Annotated in this window: 15 protein-coding genes; 2 read left to right on the top strand and 13 right to left on the bottom strand. The window is 36.1% G+C overall.

The features are described 5' to 3' along the window. The first annotated feature begins 1275 nt into the window (after positions 1-1275). Positions 1276-2718: a capsule assembly Wzi family protein gene (locus tag I6F48_RS20245; RefSeq protein WP_197120170.1), complete on the top strand. Its 1443-nt coding sequence runs from the start codon at positions 1276-1278 to the stop codon at positions 2716-2718. A gap of 169 nt (positions 2719-2887) precedes the next feature. Here I6F48_RS20245 and I6F48_RS20240 read toward each other — a convergent pair whose 3' ends face one another. Next, positions 2888-3136 carry a hypothetical protein gene (locus I6F48_RS20240; RefSeq protein WP_197120169.1) on the bottom strand — a complete coding sequence of 83 codons (249 nt, stop codon included), beginning with the start codon at positions 3134-3136 and terminating at the stop codon, positions 2888-2890. A 78-nt stretch (positions 3137-3214) separates the two neighbouring features. After that, positions 3215-4381, bottom strand: coding sequence for a nucleotide sugar dehydrogenase (locus tag I6F48_RS20235; protein WP_197120168.1), 1167 nt, complete (start codon positions 4379-4381; stop codon positions 3215-3217). A 1004-nt stretch (positions 4382-5385) separates the two neighbouring features. On the opposite strand from I6F48_RS20235, the gene I6F48_RS20230 reads away from it, so the two are divergent. Then, complete coding sequence (locus tag I6F48_RS20230; RefSeq protein WP_197120167.1) at positions 5386-5838, top strand: REP-associated tyrosine transposase; 453 nt, start codon at positions 5386-5388, stop codon at positions 5836-5838. A 96-nt stretch (positions 5839-5934) separates the two neighbouring features. Here I6F48_RS20230 and glmM read toward each other — a convergent pair whose 3' ends face one another. The 11 genes from glmM to I6F48_RS20175 all read right to left on the bottom strand — a co-directional run. Further along, complete coding sequence (gene glmM / locus I6F48_RS20225; protein ID WP_197120166.1) at positions 5935-7290, bottom strand: phosphoglucosamine mutase; 1356 nt, start codon at positions 7288-7290, stop codon at positions 5935-5937. A gap of 266 nt (positions 7291-7556) precedes the next feature. Continuing rightward, the gene (locus tag I6F48_RS20220) at positions 7557-9503 is read right to left on the bottom strand and encodes a polysaccharide biosynthesis protein (RefSeq protein ID WP_197120165.1); all 1947 of its coding nucleotides are present in this window, start codon (positions 9501-9503) and stop codon (positions 7557-7559) included. Between the two features lie 309 nt (positions 9504-9812). After that, positions 9813-10361: a sugar transferase gene (locus I6F48_RS20215; RefSeq protein ID WP_197120164.1), complete on the bottom strand. Its 549-nt coding sequence runs from the start codon at positions 10359-10361 to the stop codon at positions 9813-9815. 15 nt (positions 10362-10376) lie between these two features. Continuing rightward, entirely contained in the window at positions 10377-11312 is a 936-nt protein-coding gene (locus I6F48_RS20210; RefSeq protein WP_231615279.1) for a UDP-glucose 4-epimerase family protein, read from the bottom strand. Further along, a complete protein-coding gene (locus I6F48_RS20205; RefSeq protein ID WP_197120163.1) occupies positions 11309-12418 on the bottom strand; it encodes a glycosyltransferase family 4 protein in 1110 nt (369 codons plus the stop codon). The genes I6F48_RS20210 and I6F48_RS20205 overlap by 4 nt, the downstream gene beginning before the upstream one ends. Beyond that, a complete protein-coding gene (locus I6F48_RS20200; RefSeq protein ID WP_197120162.1) occupies positions 12418-13593 on the bottom strand; it encodes a glycosyltransferase in 1176 nt (391 codons plus the stop codon). Before I6F48_RS20200 ends, I6F48_RS20205 begins: the two co-directional genes overlap by 1 nt. Before the next feature lie 100 nt (positions 13594-13693). Beyond that, positions 13694-15178 (bottom strand): asparagine synthase-related protein, encoded by a 1485-nt coding sequence (locus tag I6F48_RS20195; protein WP_197120161.1) that lies wholly within the window; start codon positions 15176-15178, stop codon positions 13694-13696. Between the two features lie 64 nt (positions 15179-15242). Then, the gene (locus tag I6F48_RS20190; RefSeq protein WP_197120160.1) at positions 15243-16205 is read right to left on the bottom strand and encodes an EpsG family protein; all 963 of its coding nucleotides are present in this window, start codon (positions 16203-16205) and stop codon (positions 15243-15245) included. An 87-nt stretch (positions 16206-16292) separates the two neighbouring features. Beyond that, entirely contained in the window at positions 16293-17564 is a 1272-nt protein-coding gene (locus I6F48_RS20185) for a glycosyltransferase (protein WP_197120159.1), read from the bottom strand. Then, complete coding sequence (locus tag I6F48_RS20180; RefSeq protein WP_331460711.1) at positions 17565-18974, bottom strand: lipopolysaccharide biosynthesis protein; 1410 nt, start codon at positions 18972-18974, stop codon at positions 17565-17567. A 2-nt stretch (positions 18975-18976) separates the two neighbouring features. Next, the coding region (locus I6F48_RS20175) for a DegT/DnrJ/EryC1/StrS family aminotransferase (RefSeq protein WP_197120157.1) at positions 18977-19515 on the bottom strand (539 nt) is incomplete at its 5' end.

Here is a 19515-nt window from a genome sequence, read left to right as displayed (position 1 = left end):
ATGATTAGAAATGAAAATGATTTACTGAACAATGCTAGATATATTATTGCTAATCCTTTGCGGGCTAAAATTGTCGATAAAATTGCTTCATACCCTTACTGGGATTGTATTTATATAAAATAAAAAGCGAGGTATAAAACCTCACCTACAATATATGCCCACCCTATCGATGCGAATTTACTTCGCGCTCATCTAACCTAACTTTACCAAAGCGAGGTATAAAACCTCACCTACAACATATACACACCCTGTAGGTGCGAATTTACTTCGCGCTAGTGTAACTTAACTTTACCGAAGCGAGGTGTAAAACCTCACCTACAATATATGCACCCTATCGATGCGAATTTACTTCGCGCTCATCTAACCTAACTTTACCAAAGCGAGGTATAAAACCTCACCTACAACATATGCTTCCTGTAGGTGCGAATTTACTTCGCGATCATCTAACCTAACGTTACCAAAAGCGAGGTATAAAACCTCACCTACGATATATGCTTCCTGTAGGTGCGAATTTACTTCGCGCTCATCTAACTTAACTTTACCAAAGCGAGTTGTAAAACCTCACCTACAATATATGCACCCTGTAGGTGCGAATTTACTTCGCGCTCATCTAACTTAACTTTACCAAAGCGAGGTATAAAACCTCACCTACAACATATGCTTCCTGTAGGTGCGAATTTACTTCGCGCTCATCTAACCTAACTTTATCAAAAGCGAGGTATAAAACCTCACCTACAATATATGCCCACCCTATCGATGCGAATTTACTTCGCGCTCATCTAACTTAACTTTACCAAAGCGAGGTATAAAACCTCACCTACAATACACACACCCTATCGATGCGAATTTACTTCGCGCTCATCTAACTTAACTTTATCAAAAGCGAGGTATAAAACCTCACCTACAATACACACCCTGTAGGTGCGAATTTACTTCGCGCTCATCTAACCTAACGTTACCAAAGCGAGGTAATAAAATCTCACCTACAACATACACACCCTGTAGGTGCGAATTTACTTCGCGCTCATCTAACTTAACTTTATCAAAAGCGAGGTATAAAACCTCACCTACAACATATGCTTCCTGTAGGTGCGAATTTACTTCGCGCTCATCTAACCTAACTTTATCAAAAGCGAGGTATAAAACCTCACCTACAACTTATATACACCAATTACTAACCACTAATATATCGCTTTTTTCTTCCTTACTTAGGCGTTTATTGCTAACCTCGCGTTAACGTTTTTACTTAAACAAATTTTTGCTAACGGAATAATTATGCTCAAAAAAATATCACTGTTTATCGGGATGGCAATCAGCGCAAATGCTGTTGCTAAAGGTGGCGTGTCACCTTATTTACCTTTAAATCAAGCCCCAGAACTTGAGCACCAAGTACAACGACTTTTAGCCGTAAGTAAAAATACACATATTATGAGTAAGCCTTATAAAGCTCACGATATTTATAGAGTGTTGCAAACAGTGAGGCATACTTACCCAGAATTATATCAAACACTTTCGTACCAACTTAGCCCTTATATTCAAAGCGATGCGGGTACATTTGCAAAAGTAACGCTTGCTGCAGGCACAAAAGATAAAACACTGCCTAACCAACGCGGCCAAACTACTAAAACCAACTTAATTGTTGAAGGTGGTGCTTACGCTAACTTCGGGCGTTACTTTGGTGTGAGTGTTGCGGGCATAGCCAACGAAGACGAAATATTACCTACACAAAGCTTTTTTTACCTTGGTAATAAATACGCGCAGTTAGATGTAGGTTACCGAGAACATTGGTACTCACCTTTTAACGACAGTGCCATGTTACTAAGCACACAAGCTAAAACAACGCCTTCTATAACGCTTAGTAATGTAGAGCCAATAACCAGCTTTAATATTCGTTACGATATGTTTATTAGTAAAATGACAGAACAACGTGGGATCCGTAAAGGTAACTACGACCCTGTAAACGGTAATGAATTTACACCCGGTAAGCCTTATTTATTTGGTTTACATACCAGTTTTGCAGCAACCGATAATTTAACAATAGGCCTAAGCCGCTTAATGCAGTTTGGTGGTGGTCCGCGTAGTGTTAAGTTAAAAGACTTTGCAGAAGGCTTTTTTACCCCTGGCAGTAAAGATAATATAACGACCTCGGAGGCAGAAGAGGTTAATACAGATTTTGAGCTTGGGGATCAGTTAGGCTCAATTACTTTTGCGTATAACAATAGTATTTATGCACTGCCTTATGAGCTATACGGTGAGGTAGCACTTGAAGACACCCTAGGTGGCTCTCGCAATAATGCATATAGCTTTGGTATTTATTTACCTTTTATTGCTAACAATCACAGTTTACGCTTCGAGCACAGTAACTTACAAAAGAGCTGGTATGCAAATAGTATATATAAAGATGGTAACCGTAATTCTGGCAATGTAATTGGCCACTGGGCAGGTGATGAACACGACTACTCTGACTACACCCCTGCAAAATCTATGAGCGTAAACTGGCATTGGCAATTAAGTAAAATAGAAAGCTTAAATACCACCATTCGCATGCTTGAAAATAAACGCAGTGGCTATAAAACAAGTTACGAACTGCAAACGGCATACACTCGTAACTTGAGTAAACCAATAATGGGTGCTAAAAGTTGGGGAGCTGAGCTGTATCAAGGAAAGGATGTATACGGGGAAACGTTTGCTAGATTAGCTGTATTTGCTAATTTTTAACACCCTGTAGGTGCGAATTTATTTCGCGCTCATCTAACCTAACGTTACCAAAAGCGAGGTATAAAACCTCACCTACAACATATGCACCCTGTAGGTGCGAATTTACTTCGCGCTCATGCAGCCTAACTTCACCAAAGCGAGTTATAAAAACTCACCTACAATACACACCCTATCGATGCAAATTCACTTCGCGCTCAGCCAACCTAACTTTACCAAAAGCGAGGTATAAAACCTCACCTACAATATATGCACCTTGTAGGTGCGAATTTACTTCGCGCTCATGCAGCCTAACTTCACCAAAAGCGAGGTGTAAAACCTCACCTACAGTATATGCACCTTGTAGGTGCGAATTTACTTCGCGCTCATCTAACTTAACTCTACAAAAAGCGAGGTGTAAAACCTCACCTACAATATACACACCCTGTAGGTGCGAATTTATTTCGCGCTTATCTAACCTAACGTTACCAAAAGCGAGGTATAAAACCTCACCTACAATTTAATCACTGCCAAATAAGTCGCGAGTATAAACTTTGTCAGCAATATCGCTAAGCTCGTCAACCATACGGTTAGATACAACAACGTCAGATATTTGCTTAAACTCATTTAAGTCTTTAATAACACGAGAATGATAAAACTCATTTTCTTCAAGCACGGGTTCGTAAACTACAACCTCAATACCTTTAGCTTTAATGCGCTTCATAATACCTTGAATGGAAGAGGCTCTAAAGTTATCAGACCCTGTTTTCATTACTAAACGATACACACCCACCACTTTAGGGTTGCGTTTAATTATTGAGTCGGCAATAAAATCTTTACGTGTAGTATTAGCATCTACAATTGCACCAATAATATTGTTTGGTACATTTGCATAGTTTGCACGTAGCTGCTTTGTATCTTTTGGTAAGCAGTAACCACCATAGCCAAATGATGGATTATTGTAATGATCACCAATACGTGGGTCTAAACTAACACCCTGTATAATTTGCTTAGAGTTTAAGCCATGTGCTTCAGCGTAGCTATCAAGCTCATTAAAATAAGCAACGCGCATTGCTAAGTAAGTATTTGAGAATAACTTAATAGCCTCGGCTTCAGTTGAATCAGTAAACAGTACTTCAATATCTTCTTTTATAGCGCCTTGCTTAAGTAGGTTAGCAAACACAGTTGCACGCTCACTTTGCTCACCAACAACAATACGTGATGGGTATAAGTTATCGTGGAGCGCTTTACCTTCACGTAAAAATTCTGGCGAAAATATTAAGTTATTAATGCCAAGTTTTTCTTTAATACTTTGCGTAAAGCCAACTGGTATTGTCGATTTAATAACCATAACTGCATTTGAGTTATGCGCTATCGCATCTTTGATTACAGCCTCTACTGAGCTGGTATTAAAGTAGTTATTCTCAACGTCGTAATCTGTTGGTGTAGCAATAATTACAAAGTCAGCATTTTTATAGGCTGCTACTTTGTCTGTAGTTGCTGTGAAATTTAAGTCGCTACGAGTTAAAAACTCACTTATTTCAGTATCAACTATTGGTGATTTTTTATCATTCAACAGTGCTATTTTTTGTTCGTCTATATCTAATGCGACCACTTCATTGTGTTGTGCTAGCAACATAGCGTTAGAAAGGCCTACATAGCCTGTACCTACTACGGCAATTTTCATATTAATCCTTTAAGGTTAGTTAATAAGTAATGTAATGATTCTACCAGAGTTATAAATTAGGCTCTAGGCAAAAAGACTTTAGCTAAAATGTAACATCGAATATATTACTAAAGATTTTTGCAGAATAATAAAAATGAGAAAGAGATGAAGGTCTTGAAATATACACCAATCAGTACTCTCTAATTTACTGCGCGGTTATGTAATTTAACTCGACAAAAAGCGAGGTATAAAGCCTCACCTACAATATATACACCCTATCGATGCGAATTTACTTCGCGCTCAGCCAACCTAACTTTACCAAAAGCGAGGTATAAAACCTCACCTACAATACACACACCCTATCGATGCGAATTTACTTCGCGCTCATCTAACTTAACTTTACCAAAAGCGAGGTATAAAACCTCACCTACAATATATGCCACCTGTAGGTGCGAATTTACTTCGCGCTCTTCCAATTTAACTTTACCAAAGCGAGGTATAAAACCTCACCTACAATATATGCCACCTGTAGGTGCGAATTTACTTCGCGCTCATCTAACCTAACTTTACCAAAGCGAGGTATAAAACCTCACCTACAATATATGCTTCCTGTAGGTGCGAATTTACTTCGCGCTCAGCCAACCTAACTTTACCAAAAGCGAGGTATAAAACCTCACCTACAATATACCCCTCTGTAGGTGCGAATTTACTTCGCGCTCATGCAGCCTAACTTCACCAAAAGCGAGGTATAAAACCTCACCTACGATATATGCACCTTGTAGGTGCGAATTTACTTCGCGCTCAGCCAACCTAACTTTACCAAAAGCGAGGTATAAAACCTCACCTACAATATACATACCCTATCGATGCGAATTTACTTCGCGCTCAGCCAACCTAACTTCACCAAAAGCGAGGTATAAAACCTCACCTACAATATATACACCCTGTAGGTGCGAATTTACTTCGCGCTCTCTTATTTTAAAAACCTCTGCTACCTTTAAACAAAAGTACTGAAGGCCTGTAAAATGTATCGTTCAGATTTATTGCGAAAAGGCAGAGTATCATTAACAAATCGATTTTACTCAATCACACTAGTGGCGCACAAAAGAGAAAACATATTTATTTCTATGGATATTAATCGATTAATAATCACAGAAATGAAAAAGATAGAAACGCAAGAAACAGCCAGAACAATAGCATTTGTAATTATGCCAAATCATATACATTGGCTAATTCAATTAGGAAATAAAAAAGCACTGTCTGATGTAATTAAGTTGTTTAAAGGCCGTTGCTCTAAAGTAACCCGTGACGATTTAGGTATGTATAAATTATGGCAACGTAACTACTATGATCACATGATTAGAAATGAAAATGATTTACTGAACAATGCTAGATATATTATTGCTAATCCTTTGCGGGCTAAAATTGTCGATAAAATTGCTTCATACCCTTACTGGGATTGTATTTATATAAAATGAAAAGCGAGGTATAAAACCTCACCTACAATATGCACACCCTATCGATGCGAATTTACTTCGCGCTAATGTGATTCATCCCCGACAAAAAACATACTTCTATAATAACGCTTTTATTGCCGTAGCAATATGTTCAGCTTGCGCTTGAGATGCTACAGAATCAGTCGACTCGACCATAACTCGGATCAATGGTTCAGTGCCTGATTTACGCAGTAAAACACGCCCTGTATCTGCCAATAGTGTTTCAGCTTCTACCACTGCTTGCTTAACTGAATCAGTATTTAAGATTTCATTCGCATTATTTTTTGTTAAACGCACATTGAGAAGTACCTGAGGTAATTTTTGCATACCTGCTGCGTAGTCTTTTAATGATTGCTTTTGCTGAATAAGCGCTGTTAATACCAACAAAGAAGCAACAATACCATCACCTGTGGTTGCATAATCTAAATGTAGAATATGGCCTGAACCTTCACCACCAAGTTTCCAGCCAGTATTTTTAAGCTGCTCAACAACATAGCGATCACCTACTTTAGCGCGCTTGAATGGTATATCCATTTCCTTAAGCGCTAGCTCTAACCCGAGGTTAGACATTAGTGTACCAACAACACCACCCTGCATTTTGCCTTGCAGCTTTGCTGCTTTAGCTAAAATATAAAGTATTTGGTCACCGTCAATCACAGCGCCACTATCATCTACAAGCATTAATCTGTCAGCATCACCATCAAGCGCAATACCTAAGTCCGCTTTATGTTCAAGTACAGCTGCTTGAAGGCTATCTAGATGTGTAGCACCACATTGCTCATTTATATTTAAACCATTTGGTTTATCGTTAATGCTAATAACGTCAGCACCTAGTTCTGCATAAACATTAGGCGCTATGTGATATGCAGCCCCGTTAGCACTATCGACAACAATTTTTAAACCTTCAAGCGTTAAATCTTTAGCGAATATGCCTTTGCAAAATTCAATGTATCGTCCAGCAGCATCGTTTATGCGTCTTGCTTTACCCAAGCGCTCTGAGCTTACACACTGCATTGCGTTGTTATTTAATGCTTGCTCAAGTAAAGCTTCAATTTCAAGCTCTTGCTCATCGTTTAACTTCGTACCAGAATTATTAAAAAACTTAATACCATTATCGTAATATGGATTATGCGATGCACTAATAACAACACCTGCATCCGCTCTAAAGGTTGATGCTAAATAAGCAACAGCAGGTGTTGGCATAGGGCCCACAAATGCCACATTAACACCTGCAGCTGAAAGGCCTGCTTCTATGGCTGACTCAAACATATAACCACTGTTACGTGTATCTTTACCTATTAGAATCTCTTTTGTACCACTAGAGGCTAAAACAGTGCCCGCGGCCCAGCCTAATTTCATTGCAAAATCAGGCGTGATAGGAAAAGTACCCACCTTACCTCTTACTCCATCGGTGCCAAAGTATTTACGTGGCATAATTATTCCTTTTAAAATGTTAAATGCGCAGTGCACATATAATTAATATTTGTTAGCTCTATTATCTTAAAAATATAGCTTTATTACAAAAAGCAAAAAGCGCGAGTTAAACTCACGCTTTAAATTTCATTAAATATAAAAGCTAAGTACATAGCTTTAATTTGTCAGAATATTGAATAAATTATTATCAACAACCTTACTCAGCCTGATCGTTATTTATTATTTTAAAATACAGTTTCTCTCAACTTAGTGTGTAAAATAATAACTTAATTAATATTTACAACATTCTGTTTATTTCCCTTGGTCAGATCCTTTTTTGCATTCCACACCAAATCACATATACCATCAGTTGGATTAAAACCAGTGGGTGCATCTAGCAACAATTGACGAATTGTTTCATGATCAAAGTTATGACACGCAATATCTAACGCTTCTATAAACACATTAAGCTCGGCTAAAGGTAGCATTACCTCACTGGCTGTCATTATGCGTTCGTGTGTTGTTTCACCCACGTTATTACCAATTAACAGTTCTTCATAAAGCTTTTCGCCTGGGCGCAAGCCCGTACACTTAATCTCAATATCACCATGTGGATTAGTGTCGCTTTTAACTTCAAAACCAGAAAGTCGGACCATTTTAGTCGCAAGATCTTTAATTTTAACTGGTTCGCCCATATCAAGTACAAACACATCGCCGCCTTTACCCATAGCGCCTGCTTGTATTACTAATTGAGCAGCTTCTGGAATCGTCATAAAAAAGCGTGTTATATCAGGGTGTGTGAGCGTTATTGGGCCGCCCTCTTTTATTTGCCTGCGAAATAGCGGTACAACAGAGCCACTAGAGCCAAGTACATTACCAAAGCGCACCATACAAAAGCGTGTTTTATGTTTAATACCTTGCTCTTGCGCTAAGCCCTGTAATACTAATTCAGCCATACGCTTAGTCGCCCCCATTACATTAGTCGGGCGTACTGCTTTGTCGGTAGATATAAGTACAAAATTTTCAACGCCAGCATTAACTGCTGCTTTAGCACAGTAATAAGTACCAAACACATTATTACGTACACCTTCAACAACGTTATGCTCAACTAACGGTACATGCTTATAAGCTGCTGCGTGATAAACTGTATGCACGCCAAAGGTTTTCATTACAGTCTCAAGACGGTTAATACGCTGAACAGAACCCATTATAGGAATTAGCTCCAATCCTAAAGTATTATTACAAATATACTCGTTAAGCTCTTTTTCTATTGAATATAAAGCAAACTCACTTTGTTCAAATAAAATTAATTTAGTGGGTTTTTGTTTAACTATTTGCCTACATAGCTCTGAGCCAATAGAGCCCCCTGCACCAGTTACCATAACCACTTTTTTAGTAATATTGGCCGTCATTAAATCCATTTTAGGGGCTACGGGGTCACGGCCTAGTAAGTCTTCTACACCCACTTCTGTTATTTCAGCAAGCTTAGCTTTGCCTTCTACAACATCAGCCATTCCGGGGATTGAAAGTACCTTAATTGTTAATGGCTCTAATTGGGCTAGTATTTCTTTACGGCGGGCACGTGTTGCACTAGGTAATGCTAATAAAACCTTGCTAACTTTACGTTTATTAATTAATTCGTAAATACCTTTAAAGCATACAACAGGTATACCCTGAATTATTGAGCCATGTTTAGATACATCGTCGTCAATAAATGCACTAACAAAATACTCAGGGCCAGCACCTAAAGCAGTGGCTAGTTGTCGCCCTGCTGAGCCCGCTCCATAAATAATCACAGACTCTTTTTTACTCGTAGTCATTTTGCCAATAATCGCACGTACCAATACACGGGCACCACCTACGGTTAGTAAACACAGCCAAGCAAATATAAACGGCATAGTACGGGGTATATCTATACCTATCAAAAAGGCAATTAAAACCAAACTAACTGTAGTTATAACGGTACCTAATACTATTGCCCATATGGCTTGAGAGTTCATGTACCTAAGTACTGCACGATACAAACCTAAGCTTATAAATGTATATAAGCTTACAGGTATCAACACCGCTAATAAAAGCCAATTATCTAAACGCTGCAGTGGTTCAAAGCTATCAAGCCTTACAATAAGGGCTAACCAAAAAGCGATTACGATAAATAACGTATCGATAAACAAAGTAATAAGGCGTTTTTTAGCGCGAGATGCATTTAAAATAGAGCGTATAAAACTATCCAAGACACGTTCCTTTACGGTTTAAGTACAGAGCTAACCCTGTATAGTATTTAAAATTAACAATATGGTAACTATAACAAAAACAAACTAGTGTAATTAGCTTTTAGCGAGGTTTATTCGCTAAAAGCTCAGTTGGCAGTTGCTATGCCAGAGCTCGCTTTTAGAGGTTAAAATGAGCTAATAGGTTACTATTGGTATAATAGGCAATGGTAGAATGCGCCTCAGTTCAGACACATCTTAAGAAAATCACTATTTAAATTAATGCATTAAAAACGTCAAAAAGAGTATCCAATAAGCTAGGCATAGCATGCTCTACTTAACCCTGTCACCACTACCACTACCAGTCACAGTCATTAGTATATATTTAAAATAGTTACCTATTGTGAGTGTATCAATCATTTCACGATCGGTTTTAGCAAGTAGTTCAGGAGTAGACATATCAATTTCGTTAACTTGAGCTAAACCGGTAATGCCAGGGCGTACTGCAAATACATTTTTAGCATCGCGCGCTTTAGTTAATTCTTCTTGGTTAAACAAACCAGGGCGAGGGCCTACCAAGCTCATTTCGCCTTTTAATACATTCCAGAGTTGTGGCAACTCATCTAGTTTTGTTTTACGTAAAAACCCACCAAATGAGGTAATTGACGCTGTACTTGCTAAGTGACTAGCAACCGATGCTGTATCAACAGTCATAGTTCTAAACTTAATCAAGGTAAATGGCTTTTTATCTCGTCCAACACGCTCTTGCATAAATATAGGTGAGCCAGTATCAAATAAACCAATAATGTATAAAATTACTAAAAATGGCATTGCAAGCAACAAACCAAAAAGTGAAAACAAAAAATCGAGTAAACGTATCATTTATAAATCCATTAATTACTTTGTTGAAGGCGTTTTAGAGGCAAGTTTAAAACCATGTTCGACTGAGTATGGAGGTATCCAGTTAAGTGTATTTTTTGTATGAGTAATATCTAATTGAAGAGAACCGATAAGCCTATCAACCACATAAGCTTTATTAAATAATTTACCTGCTAATTTAAAACACCAAACAGGCACAGGTAAAGCAAGGTTTTTTTTACCTTGTACTTTAGCCATTAAGTCTACCATTTCTGCAGTTGATAAATCATTATCATCGCTTACTAAAAACACCTGGTTAGCTGCTTTTGGGTGTTCAATACAAACTTTAATTAAATCAACCAAATTGTAAACCGAGACTAAACTACGTTTATTACTTTTTATAGATCTAAACGGTAACGGTAAACCTTTACTTACTAAACGCATTAACGACGCAAAGTTGGCTTTAACACCTTTGCCATAAACAAGCGGCGGGCGGATAATCACTATTTCCATGCCTGTTTTTTTACCAAGCTCTAACAGTTGCTGCTCAGCTTCAGCTTTAGATACTCCATATGGGTCTTCTGCTAAAGGTTTATCTAAAGCGCTATAAGGAACTTTACCGCTAGTGCTTTCACCATTTACTTTAATAGAACTTAAAAATATAAAGCGTTTAACGCCTATTTTTGCTGCTTGGTTGGCTAAATTCATTGTTCCAAGAGTGTTTACAGCCCTAAATTCATTAAGAGGATCGCTAGCAACATTATCCATAATATGAACTCTGGCTGCACAATGAACCACTACATCAACACTTTCAAGCGCTTCATCATAAAAAGAAGTTGAATCAATATTATGAGTAAAAAGCTTGCCTAAAGCAGACTGTTTTCTCCCCAACAAGTTAAGTTTATAATGTCCTAATAATTGCTCAACTAAAGTATTACCAACAAACCCAGAGTAACCAGTCATTAGTATTTTCAACGCTCACCTCTATAAATAATCATATGTCTCTGCACAACATCATCAATATCAAAACACTTTTCAGCCAAAAGCCGTCCAGATTCACCAAACTTATTTCTAAGTAAATCGTCATTTAAAAGCTTTATAATTGCTTGAGCTAAATCACCTGAACTTTTAGGTTTCACTAATAAGCCAGTTGCATTTGGCACTATTGCATCCCTACAACCAGGAACATCTGTCGTAATTACTGCTCGCCCACATGCAGCTGCTTCAAGTAAACTTTTTGGTAACCCCTCTCTATAAGAAGGTAAAACCATAATATGTGATTGAGGTATTATAGACTCAACATTCCTTGAGTATCCCCAGAGTTCAACAATACCGGCATCAACAAATGTAGCTAACTCATTTTTAGTTATAGAGTTAGGGTTATCAGGATCTAAATCACCAACTAAAACAAATTTCGCATCAACTGTTTTTTTTACGGCTTTAGCTGCAAGGCAAAATTCAATTAGCCCTTTATCTTTAAGTAATCTCGCCAAAAACATAACTGTTTTTTGAGTACTGGGCTCAGGTATATAATGAAGCTGATTCAAGTCAACACCCGATCCTCTAATTAATATACTTTGTGATTGCTTTATGATGCGACTATTGATAAAAATTGATTCATCATTTTTATTCTGAAATACTACTTGGGTATCTATACCTAAAGCTAGGCGATATAATCTTTTTACAACAAACTTGATTACTTTTGCTTTGGTTGACTTATCAATAAAGACATAGCCAAGACCTGAAATTGAAGCGACTCTGGTTCTTACTTTTAAAAAGCGAGTAATTAATCCACCATATATAACGCCTTTAATTGTAACAACATGACTAACATCAGGCTTTACTTCTTTTACTATGTTCCATAACTCTTTTAAAACATTTAATTCTCTGAATATGCTAGTACCACTTCTTGATAACGAAATAGGGTGTACATTGATACCTACAGATTCCAAATAGTGCTGCTTATCTGTCACTCCACATGCAATATGAACTTCATACCCATTTTTAATAGCCTCTAGAGCTATTGGTAACCTATGCGATACAAAAAACCAATCTACATTAACTATAAATAGTAATTTCATTAATTTTTCTGCTCACTATTTATTTCTATACTATCCCAAGCAATAGTATACCTATCAACCATAGCTTCGATGCTAAAGTTATCTCTAATTCTACTGACACACGAGGCCTTTCTCGTTTCCCACTTATTTTTGTGTTCAAATTCTTGCAATGCTAAAAGTATATTATTAGAAAGTGCCGCAGTATCTTTAATAGGAGTTATCCACCCACAATCCCCAAGTATATGTTTTGCAGAACCTGCATCGGTAGTAACACACGGTATACTACATGCCATGGCCTCAGCTAAAACATTAGGAAACCCTTCGCTAGAGCTTGAAAGAATATGCAAATCCAACTGATTCATAAAGTTTGGGATATCATTAACTGAACCCATCAAAATTACCTGTTCAGATATATCAAACTTATCGATTAGCTCAACTAGTTCATTATTATCAGAAGACATACCATGCCCCGCAAGTACAAGGTAAAGTGGAACACCTTTAGAGACCAGCTTACTTATTGCGCCAAATAGATTTGATTGATCTTTTTCTGGGGTATATCGACCAACCATACCTAATAATGGTATAGACGAGCTTATATTAAACGTTTCGCGTATAGTCTCCTTAACTAACTGCGGTTTAAAATGACTCAAATCATAGCCATTACCTATAATGTCAAACTTTGAAGAATCATATCCAAGGTTGACATGAGCTACTTTAGCTTCTTCAGCGCAACAAATAATTTTTTTCGGTATCCAAGAGCTGAGCTGAGCTGAAAGCTTTGCTACATATAAAGTAGATTTCTTTGTTTTCGAGGGTTCTAAACTCGAGTGCCTGATATTCCAGATGACATTACGGATGCCAGCAAGTCTAGCTATAACACCACCAATTAAATCGGAATGATACATCCACGTTTGCACTACACAAGGTTTCTTTTTCCTCAGCAAACGATACAAAAAAAACAATCCAGATAATCTAAGTCGTCCAGTCGGCATATTTAAGTGAATAACTTCAATATTTTCATTTCTTAACATTAAGCTATATTTAGCCTCAGAAGTAAGCGTTATAACGATATGTTTATTTTTAGTATCATGCTTACAAAGTCGAAATAAAACCCCTTCAGCTCCACCTTCTCCTAAGCTTGAAATGATATGAATAATATTCTTTTTGCCAATTATTGAACATTTCTTAATATTCAAAAGTTCCCCCTATTGAACAACTTACATTAACTCTGATTAAAAACAAAAAACAGCTTATAAAACAAATAATAAAAAGCTCATTTTGATTAGCAAAATTCAATCACTTATTCAGAGTGTTTTTAGCAAAGGAATATAACGCACCATAACAAGCGCCTTTCCCTGAATTATAATAATCAGAGAAAGTATATTTATGTTCATCAGCGAGATGTGGTATTTGATTAGTGTTAATAAAAATACTAAGTGATGCCAACCAAGAAACAACTTCATCTAATTGGTTATTACTTACCCCTGTCATTTTTTTCCAATTTGAGGCTAATGCATCCAAGCTATAATTATTGAATACACCCAGCTCTCTGATAGCAGAACTATTTAAAACGGATAGCATTTCATCCTTAAGCTCTGTTCTCAACCATGAACCATATTGATGATACCGCTTATCAAAACTATCGCCATCACCTTCAGGTAGGTGATATAACTTACCAGTTCTTGCCCATGGTATTTGTAATAAGTCTCCTGGTAAAATCTCTAATAATTTTGCATACCATTTATTGTCTCTGATATCTGGATTTAGTCCCCACATTAATCCAAACACTGACGGTGCGGTGAACATTTGATAAAATGGTATTTTTTCAGCCACTACATGCATACATGACTGCAGCATTCTTCTCATGTAATGGTACTCTTGCTCAATTTCATATTTCCTTAAATTATTTTCTGCAACATTACAAAATGATGGTAGCTCTGCATCTTCAATAATGTGTTGTTGTACCTCTTTAAATAATTCATCTTTAATTAACCCTAAACGATTTATTTTTTTTGGTAAAATACTAGTCAGCTTAGTAACATGTTTACCCGAAAATTCAGCCCTACCAACGCTATCGCCATAACTACCAGCTAAAATAACATCAATTCCTTTTAGCTCCGCAACTTGGCTCATTGCATGATAGTGTAATGCTGAAACTTCGGCTCCCATTTTAGCCGATACATAAATGTTATTACGTAACGTTTCGGGTGTGATAGGGAAATGAACGAACTCCCAACCAAACTGTTGGCAAATCCTTTGTGAATAAATCACATCTCTACTATTGCTACTTCCCCAAGTTATTCCCACAACATTTATATTATGATTATCTAGTTGTAATTGTCTAACAACTCCTGCAACAACTCGACTATCCATCCCCCCACTGAGTAGAATTCCGACAGTATTTACACTACCAATATAATCAGCAGCTTCATTTAACAATCCATCTTTTAACTTAAGAACAAAAGCATCTACATCTGGGTTTTTCTTGCCATGTTCAGGAAAAGATTCACTTAACCACTGTTCATTTGCATAAGAATGCATCCATGGGGCGCGCTTAACGCTCTTCAGTAATGTCCTCTCTCCTAGCATATAAGGTAGACAGGCTTTTTCAACTAGCGCAACTTTATCAAGTTTGATATCTAAGCCATTCAGTTTCCTAAATTCAATAATATTATCCATATTGAAAAAGAAGTTATCTGGAGATTCTTTTGATAAAAAAGGATAAACACTACCTAAATTAGCACCAAAATTTAAATAGTTTTCTCTATAATATTTATTCATTTATAATTTCACTCTATCAAGTCAATTAAATTTCCGACAGTCATATTTTCTCATCAATTTAAAATCAAACGCCAAAGCCTCCTTGATTATACCTTGATAGCCAAAGTTGAAGAAAATAGAGGATATAACACGCAATAAATAAATATCTATATATTGCTTTAAAATCTAAAGCCCTGAGTAAAACAATTAATATAACGCTCTCAAAAATTCTCGCTGCAACAGGTAGAATGAAGTAAGTACAGACATACATAATTATGAAAAAAATAGGTAAAACATTTTTCCTGATATAACTTTCATCTTGCAATAAAAACAACCCAAGAATAACCGACCAATATATAAAAGCTAAGCCGCTCCCACCAAAATCTTCATTTTGATAAATAGATCCCTGCCTTGCACCTAAAACTTGAGCAAAATAAAGCCCAAAAAAACCAAGAATCAAACAAGCAGCAATAAAAATTAAATTTCTAATCCCATAAGAGATATTTAAATTTAGTAAGAAATTCGTACCTATAACCCCCAACAATACAATTATAAATGATGAGTGAATTAATGCAGCACAAGAATATAATAAGTACCGTTTTTTCTTTCCTTGTGAAAACCACCCTAGTATAAAAAAAGCAACACCTAATCCTTGTCGAATATGAACAATATTATTTTTCAACACCGCTGGAAGTAAAAGAAAAAGTAGAATAATAAAAAAATACTTACTGTTAGTATTTTTTAAAACATAAAAAAAAGTAGCAAAAGAGGAAAAAAATATAATTACTCTAAGTGTATTTTCAGGAGACAAAAACTGAGATAAAAAAATATTGATTAATAACCACAGTGGTTCATTTGCAAATACTGTTAATATACCATTAGATATATTCCTATTCAGTATCAGAATAGAATCCTTCGCATAGCTTAAATAATTAATACGATCCACATAACCATCAATATCTAGATTAGTTAGAAATCCAGCATAAGATAAAGCTAAGAAAAAACACAAAAAAACATAAGAATATGAATTACATCTGAGTTCAACCATATAAAATTCTACCCCTATATAAAATATAGTTACTCATAAAAAACCTCACTGTCATTTATCACACCCAACTCACTTTGTTTTGTTACTTTAGTCTTCACTTATTCTTCTAAAGTCCTCGAACTGTGTTCGCCTTGGATGATTTTTATTATATTTGATATTAATAGTGTCTGTAATTCTGGAAAATTCATATAAAAACATGCTATATAAATATGGGTGATTTGGCATTTCAATATTTTTTAAATCGTCCATTGATTTTTGGCAGGCTTCATTTGTAAACATCTCTACGGATTCTAAATGACATTGCTTTAAATTAAAACGGACAGCTTCATCGGCATTAATTAATTCCTCAATTAAATTTTCAACAGATAGTAAAGGCAAATTAAGCCCTTTTAAATTATACTCATACTCACTAACATTACCAAAATAACCATAAGACTTTGGTTCTATGACGTTTTCAACTCCAACAATTGATGGTACACCTAGAGCCGAAGATTGTATAATTGCAGTACCACTACCAATAAATAAGTCATATTGCATGACAGTTTCATCAAATTTAGAGTAATCTAGTGTGCCATTCAAATGTACGAACTCAGCCATACCCAACTGCTCAATCTTACCTTGTATTTGTTGCCTTAAAGGACCATCACCATAAATATCAAATTGAACTTTATACCCTTTCACCACCAAACTCTTAACAACATCAATCATATAGAAATTATAAGTTTTAAACTCTACTAACCTACCAATCGCTACTATTCTTAGTGGCTTATTTAATTTACCGGAAATTTTCACTTCTTTTTTATCAACTACACCTAATCGAAATGTATTAGCATTGACAAAATTATTTTTTTTGTGCTTTATATAAAGATCTCTATTTCCTTTAGAAAAGAAAAGTAAAGATTGCTGAGGTAAATAGTCAAATACAAATTTACGGTTAACTCGCTCATGCCATGCAACCCTATCTCCCCCCCATAAATATTTAATATAATGATAGAAACCTATAGTTACCGGTAACTTCTTCCCCATAACTCTAGACAATCTATAGCCCAAAAGTGCATGCATTCCATCATACACATGAATTTGATTAGTCTTTTCTAACACTTCCCTTAAGCGATTTCTCTTAATCGGTAAAAGCAACGGAGATATACGAGCCAACCCTAATATATTAAAGAATAATTGATTGGGGTATATAACTTCCGCATACTTCTCAACTTCCATCAAAAGCTTTGAGTTATTTCTATCTGGATTCCCCATTAGAAGTATTGATGTAGTGAGCCCTAACTGAAAGCGCTCTTTTGCAATACGCATAAAAAAAGTCTCGATTCCACCAAGACCTAAACTGCCGTAAATAAATAACATTTAATACCTTTTTTTAAAGTAACATTTCAAAAAATTAGCAGATTTTTTTAATCTCGTAAAAAACAAAAAACAAGTCGATGTTAATAAAACTAACCAAATTAGATAATAATTAACTATAGTAGCTTTAGTTATAACCATTAATATTGTAGCTAAAGTATAAGCAATACATGTTATATAAATTTTCCACCTGGGTAATGAACACCAGATTCTAGAACTTGCCTCTGTTTTAATTATAAAAAAAACAAAAAAGGCAACAACAGATGCTAGAGCAGCCCCTGATGCGCCATAGGTAGGAATAAATAAGTAATTTAGCACTGCATTCACCAGCAGGGCACATATCGATGCTAGCATGGAGTAATTCGAGAGCCGGGTTACTCCAATACCTACCCCTGTAGTCTCACTCAATAAATAAAATAATGGCATTGAAACACAGGCAACAATCAAATATTCAATAGCCAAATATTCTGGTGGTAAAAAGAATGGTATTATAAATGAAAATAAACCAGCTAATGACCAAATTAAAGCAACTAGAAGTACCATATTTTCAATAACACTCTGTACTTTATTTTCATCCACACTTTTTTTTGCCCATTTATATAAAATAGGATGCCACAGACTAGAAAATATTGAAGTAAGAACTGATACAGCGCCAGCAAGAGCAGCAGCTAAGGCATACACCCCTAACTCCTCAAAACCAGACAACTCTCTGAGGAAAAAACGATCCATTGTCGTCAATCCCCAATAAGCTATACCACCTGCAACTAATGGCAAACTAAACCGTAACATTTTCGTTAAGAGAATGGTATCTATACTCTTGGTAATAGCCTTTACCCAGCTTTCTCTAGTTACCCAAGCAAATATAAATAACGAAAATACAACCGAGAGAGTATTCATTAACATTAGCACTTTAAATTCTGCTGTTAAATTTAGTAACATGATTAAAGAGATTAATATTAATAATAATATTTTTGGAGCAAGCTTTGTAGCAGAGAAAGCTAAACCACGCTCTTGCATTCGAATAACATGAGCTAAGAAATTTATAAAAAAGCTCGCGAATATACCTACAAACAGTAAAAAAGTTAATAATTTAGAATCTATTCCAAATAATATAGTTGAAATAGAAAATGGTAACACTAATGTAAGAAGTGAAATTAAAACTAATAGTATCAAACCTGGTATTATACTTAATTTAAGCAGAGCTGGTTTATCTTCTTCTTCGTGATACTCACGAACATATGCTTGGTGCATAGCCAAACTAAATAAAGATACAGTCAAACCAAGCACAACTTGTAACATGGTTAAACGACCAACATCTTCAACCGAAAAAAACCAAGCAACAAAAGGTAACGTAATTAAACTCAAAATAGCCGCGCCAATAGGCCCTATTGAAAATTGTAAAACTGTTCTCACGTTCAAACAAAAAACTCCAACATTACTGTTATTACTTTGTCTTGTTCCTCTGCAGATATTCCATAATACAGCGGCAAACGTACTAGCCTTGAACTCTCTTGCGTTGTATTGATATCATTGCCTGAAAACTCTCCAAACTGTTTTCCTGCTGGGCTTGAGTGCAGTGGGATATAATGAAAAGGTGTTGTAATACCCTGCTCTTTCATATAACTAATAAATTCATTTCTTTCTTCATTTGAATTTAGTTTTATGTAAAACATATGCGCGTTATGCGTTAATAAATCGGGAATATGAGGTAACTGCTCAGCCTTTAGTTTTAGGCTAAGTTTACTGTAATAATAATCCCATATTGATAAACGAAAATTATTTATCGTGTCTGCGGCTTCAAGTTGTGCATATAAATAAGCCGCTTGTAACTCGCTTGGTAAAAAGCTCGACCCTATGTCCTGCCACGTGTATTTATCGACGATACCATGTAAGAACTGGCTACGATTTGTTCCTTTTTCACGTATAATCTCAGCTCGCTCAACCAGCTTAGGGT

The sequence above is a fragment of the Pseudoalteromonas sp. SWYJ118 genome (genome assembly GCF_015864505.1).
Taxonomy (GTDB): domain Bacteria; phylum Pseudomonadota; class Gammaproteobacteria; order Enterobacterales; family Alteromonadaceae; genus Pseudoalteromonas; species Pseudoalteromonas arctica.
Note: the sequence above shows the minus strand (reverse complement) of the source record. Positions and strands in the feature narration are given on the sequence as shown.

Excerpts from the sequence above, each read along its gene's own strand:
- I6F48_RS20245 (WP_197120170.1), top strand. The coding sequence starts at position 1,276 with ATGCTCAAAAAAATATCACTGTTTATCGGGATGGCAATCAGCGCAAAT.
- I6F48_RS20235 (WP_197120168.1), bottom strand. The coding sequence starts at position 4,381 with ATGAAAATTGCCGTAGTAGGTACAGGCTATGTAGGCCTTTCTAACGCT.
- I6F48_RS20230 (WP_197120167.1), top strand. The coding sequence starts at position 5,386 with ATGTATCGTTCAGATTTATTGCGAAAAGGCAGAGTATCATTAACAAAT.
- glmM (WP_197120166.1), bottom strand. The coding sequence starts at position 7,290 with ATGCCACGTAAATACTTTGGCACCGATGGAGTAAGAGGTAAGGTGGGT.
- I6F48_RS20215 (WP_197120164.1), bottom strand. The coding sequence starts at position 10,361 with ATGATACGTTTACTCGATTTTTTGTTTTCACTTTTTGGTTTGTTGCTT.
- I6F48_RS20205 (WP_197120163.1), bottom strand. The coding sequence starts at position 12,418 with ATGAAATTACTATTTATAGTTAATGTAGATTGGTTTTTTGTATCGCAT.
- I6F48_RS20195 (WP_197120161.1), bottom strand. The coding sequence starts at position 15,178 with ATGAATAAATATTATAGAGAAAACTATTTAAATTTTGGTGCTAATTTA.
- I6F48_RS20190 (WP_197120160.1), bottom strand. The coding sequence starts at position 16,205 with ATGGTTGAACTCAGATGTAATTCATATTCTTATGTTTTTTTGTGTTTT.
- I6F48_RS20185 (WP_197120159.1), bottom strand. The coding sequence starts at position 17,564 with ATGTTATTTATTTACGGCAGTTTAGGTCTTGGTGGAATCGAGACTTTT.